This window comes from Deltaproteobacteria bacterium (assembly GCA_016931625.1).
Classification (GTDB): Bacteria; Myxococcota; XYA12-FULL-58-9; order XYA12-FULL-58-9; family JAFGEK01; genus JAFGEK01.
In genome coordinates this window covers 1-4,222 of the sequence record JAFGEK010000042.1, presented here as the reverse complement: position 1 = coordinate 4,222, position 4,222 = coordinate 1, and the positions used below count along the sequence as shown (strand labels likewise).

Annotated in this window: 5 protein-coding genes; 3 read left to right on the top strand and 2 right to left on the bottom strand. The window is 44.2% G+C overall.

The genetic code is table 11. The features are described 5' to 3' along the window. Nucleotides 1-1,402 precede the first annotated feature (1,402 nt). The 3 genes from JW841_03415 (at nucleotide 1,403) to JW841_03405 (ending at nucleotide 3,056) form a co-directional block, all read left to right on the top strand. On the top strand, nucleotides 1,403-1,972 hold the full coding sequence (locus JW841_03415) for a hypothetical protein (GenBank protein ID MBN1959969.1): 570 nt from the start codon (nucleotides 1,403-1,405) through the stop codon (nucleotides 1,970-1,972). 660 nt (nucleotides 1,973-2,632) lie between these two features. Further along, entirely contained in the window at nucleotides 2,633-2,797 is a 165-nt protein-coding gene (locus JW841_03410; protein ID MBN1959968.1) for a hypothetical protein, read from the top strand. Then, a complete protein-coding gene (locus tag JW841_03405; protein ID MBN1959967.1) occupies nucleotides 2,778-3,056 on the top strand; it encodes a hypothetical protein in 279 nt (92 codons plus the stop codon). The genes JW841_03410 and JW841_03405 overlap by 20 nt, the downstream gene beginning before the upstream one ends. A gap of 267 nt (nucleotides 3,057-3,323) precedes the next feature. Here the strand turns inward: JW841_03405 and JW841_03400 are convergent, their stop codons facing one another. Then, complete coding sequence (locus JW841_03400; GenBank protein MBN1959966.1) at nucleotides 3,324-4,022, bottom strand: HAD family hydrolase; 699 nt, start codon at nucleotides 4,020-4,022, stop codon at nucleotides 3,324-3,326. Nucleotides 4,023-4,026: 4 nt separating this feature from the next. After that, nucleotides 4,027-4,222: hypothetical protein (locus tag JW841_03395; protein ID MBN1959965.1), on the bottom strand; the 196-nt coding region annotated here is incomplete at its 5' end.

Here is a 4,222-nt window from a genome sequence, read left to right as displayed (position 1 = left end):
CGCGTTTGTATGCAGAAGTAAAAGAGCGTGGTTACCAAGGTGGCGTTGCTATGTTGCGACGCTATGTTGCTAAAGTTCGCAAGCCACACCAACGCCAAGCTTATCTGCGCATTGAAACTGAACCTGGTGAACAAGCGCCGGCGAGCCCGTGCCAAAGCCATCGAAATCAGCATCCGCATACCCGGTGCGGCTACTACAACCGACGCCGTACCCGTACCCATCCCCGTCGATGTCCGCACAAGCCGTGCAGCTGGTCCAGATCGCGGGATCGCTGTCGTCACAGTCGTCGCTCGACACCACGAAGCCAGCCGGCAGCGCGGCTCCCGAGCAGATTTGCAGTAGCGATCCGGTGCCGTAACCATCGCTGTCGGAGTCGATGTAGCCCTCAAAATATTGGTAGATCGCCGCGCGTCGGTGTCATCGCAGTCTAATCCAGCAACGCAACCCACTTCGTACCCATCACCATCGTTGTCGATGCACGCCCCTGTCCCTGTTTCTGTCTCCGTCTTTCCTGTTCCGATCGTTCCGGACTGACATGCCCAGAACGTCATCGTAGCAATGAAAAAAAAGACCTGTGGAGGACGAAATTGCATGGCCACTCTTTCCTGCTTAAAATTGATATACATCTCTATGCATAAAATCCCCCAAAATTTCGACATTTGCCTGCCTAACGCTATTTGAAAATCTCATCCCATCTTTTGCCGGTTAATCGTTCCGGGCTTTCACATAGCTTCATATGACGTTTGGCACTTGTGCTGGGGGGGCAAGATAAATATTTAAGTGTCAAAAGCGGTATTTGATGATTTACATTCTATACACGTTTAAAATATGTACTAAATAGGCGTTAATTTTTCCTATGGGCAGTGGCTCTACATATTATATTATGTTATGTTATTTATATTATAATTGGTTTATTATATTACATATCTTTTTCTCTTTGTATCAGGTTGTTCATAAAAACCGCCACTTATTTTAATACTAAAAGACCTTCACTTATCACAATATTGAAACATTTTGCTGATAGAAAACATTTTGTAACAGTGTTAAATGCATCAAATTGCTAGCTTACATAACAAAAAATATAATGATTCGTAATCAATATACATCTTAGCTAATATTTTCAGCATGTTATGCTCGTATGGCACTAATACCATTGGCTATTCAAGTCTATGACTATTGTCATGAAAGCATCGGTATCTAGACATTATAAAATCGTATTACCTGGAGCTAAATACAATTATAACCCAGTTTGTTATCTTCAAAAAAAATAATATCTGTGGTTATTGCATCGCAACTACAATATAGATATATATGTGACGTTAGAAACTAACTCTTTATTGCGAGAGCTTGTGACCTAATTGTGATGTTCGCTTTATAACGATTACATATACGAGTTGATAATATGGCTATACCAAGTGGCGATTTCACTAAAGGTTCTGTAATTCGAAGAATTTTTGAATTTATTGAGCAATCTTTTGGTCATCAGGCAAAAAAACAACTCGACAATTTTGCAGCAGAAATAAATTTATCCTCTAATATGGTTACGACATCTTCTTGGTTTCCAACTAGTGATTATTTTAAGCTTCTTGATATTACAGTAGAATTATTCAGTAATGGTCAAGCAAAACAATTGTGCATTAATCTCGGCAAATACGCATTAGAAAAAGATCTTAAAGGTATATATCGTGCGTTTGTTAGAATCTTATCCCCGCAAGCTGTATTATCTAAAGGGGGCCGAATTTGGCGACAATATCACTCAGAAGGTGAATGGCTTGCTAACGAAATTAAACAAAATTCATGTAAAATAACTTTATTGCGTAATAAAAATTCTAATTTGCATGAATGGTATGTTGCATTAGGTGGCACAGTTGCAACTATAGGAATAGCTGGCGGCAAAAATGTTCAATATAAAGTGATTAAGGGCGATATGCCAGAATCGTCTTGTTTTGAATTCAATTGCGTCTGGCAGTAGGCTGGGCCCATAGGAAAAATTAGCGTGTATTTTTAAATATATATAACATGCAAACCAGGCAATACCACTTTTAACTACCGTCTGCCGCATAACTTTGCCAACCTTTTGGAGGCACACTTTCTATTTGTTTGACTTTGGTAGTTTTATCAGCTGACTTTACGCCTGTGTTGACAGTTTGTAACGGCCCCTGCTAACAGTGCCCTACTAACAGTGCTGCTAACAGTGCCAGACGAACTTAACATTCTGTAATATATTAGGTTTTTTCTTCTTGCAGATAAAATTGAATAAAATGCCGACGTTTAAGAAAAATATCATATTACCACTTAGTGTTACGTCGAAATAGACCGCTTCATAAGGCTTGTAAAATTTATATTGAATATTTTTTTAAACACCAGCCAACTGCTAAATATGTAATAATTTCTGTATATTAAGTCGTCTGGTTAAGATGATCAGGGCTGCCCCCTCGCGAGTCGAGTTATACTCTACTCGTATAGTGCTAGGTGTAAAACCAAACGGGGTCAAGCAAACGAGGGTTTAGTGCCCCAACATTACCAGGGATGTGCCATGACATTTATCGTAAGGAATCGATGTACTTGAGCAAGTGTTGTTCATTTTGTATTCAAAAACACAACAACGAAAAAGTAATTGCAAGCGGTGAGTTTGAAACTTCATCGAAAAGCAATTAAAGCTTTTATTCGTAAACACAAATTACCAGCTGGCACTCGTGTTGGTTTAGAAACTAGAACTACAACAGTATTTGTAGCTCGTGAATTAGCTAAAGCCGGTTTGGTTCCTGTGGTTGTTGATGTCGCGAAAAGAGCCTGAACGACCGGCTAGTGAAGAATTTACGCCGGTTGAGCTGCGTGCCATTGCATTATTACGTTTTGGTGACAAGGCAGACGATAAATTCACTAATGGTTCTATTTTGACAATGAAGCAAGCGGTGCAATGGGTCGCCGAGATTGGCGGCTACACAGGTAAGTCATCTGGCGGCCCTCCGGGTAGTGTTACTATAAACCGTGGATTACGAGAGGTACTTGCTGCAGCTTGCGTCATCGCCGCGATGGAGAGGAGTTGTGACTAATGCTAAGCCTTAAGGCGGTGTTTGTTAGTAATGCCATCCCTAGCATTTCCTTCCTCCGGCAGTATTGCTTTTGAACAACTCAATCCTACCGGATGTTTGCGCTAGGAGTGGCTCACTTTCTGATTACCATTTGGCTCAGTTTCTAATTGGCGTGTCTAGCAGCGGGTTTCTAGCGAAGGGAGCTAACCTGTTCAGCTCTCAAAAAGCAGCGGATACGGAAAGCAATGCCGCAGGGAAGCCCTGAGCCAGGGAAGCCCTGAGCGCTCTTCATAGCCGAGTGAGTTCACGCAATTCGTGGATGATGCGGTCAGGAACGATCTCGCCGTGGTCTTTGGCGTCTTTGGCCTTCCAAATGCCGTAGATGCCGCAGGCTTGGGCTCCAGCAACGTCCCAGACAAGATTGTCGCCCACGCACCAGGTGTCGTGTGGTGCCGTTTTCAGCGCGTCGAGAGCGCCAGTGAAAACTCGGGGATCGGGTTTTCCGTATCCGAGCTCTCCTTCTACGAAGCAGTGCTCGAAGTAGGCGTTGAGATGAAACCGGTCGATTTTTCGCCGCTGCATTACGGCGTTGCCGTTGGTGACCAGAGCCAGACTGATGCCTTTGGCCTTGAAAAATTCGAGTGTGTCGAGAGCGTCTGGATACAGCTCGATGCAGCTTTTTTGTAGCGCCGAGTAGTGGTCGGTGATGCGGCAGGCCAAGGCCTCATTAGGCCTGTCGAGGCGCACCAGTACTTCAGCGACGATCTTGCGCCGCGTCTCCTCTAACTCCAAGCGGCCCTGCTGATGGCGCGTGGGGTCGCTCCAGTACCAGCGTCCGAAATCACTGATGGCCTGATGGAGGACATCGCTGGGAACGCCGGCTTCCTCTGCGAACAGCGCACATGTTTCTATCCAAGCCGGTGTGGTGGTGCTGTCGAACGAGATCAAGGTGTCATCAAGATCAAAGAGTACGGCACGGGGCAACATCGCTTCACTTCCTTTCACGCGCATCCATTTTGTTCATCGGCATCTGCCAGACCCGTTTCACCTTGACCTGATCGTGAAACGTCATTGCCTCCCCCTTCACCAGTGCCTTCACCAGTGCCAAACGCATAAAAAAGTTAAAAAAAGTGTCGCATTTTGCGACACTACCCATATTCCTAATATTTTGCAGAACTCCTTTGTAT

What these genes read in the sequence shown, in the direction of transcription:
- JW841_03415 (MBN1959969.1), top strand. Translation starts at nt 1,403, where the DNA reads ATGGCTATACCAAGTGGCGATTTCACTAAAGGTTCTGTAATTCGAAGA.
- JW841_03405 (MBN1959967.1), top strand. Translation starts at nt 2,778, where the DNA reads ATGTCGCGAAAAGAGCCTGAACGACCGGCTAGTGAAGAATTTACGCCG.
- JW841_03400 (MBN1959966.1), bottom strand. Translation starts at nt 4,022, where the DNA reads ATGTTGCCCCGTGCCGTACTCTTTGATCTTGATGACACCTTGATCTCG.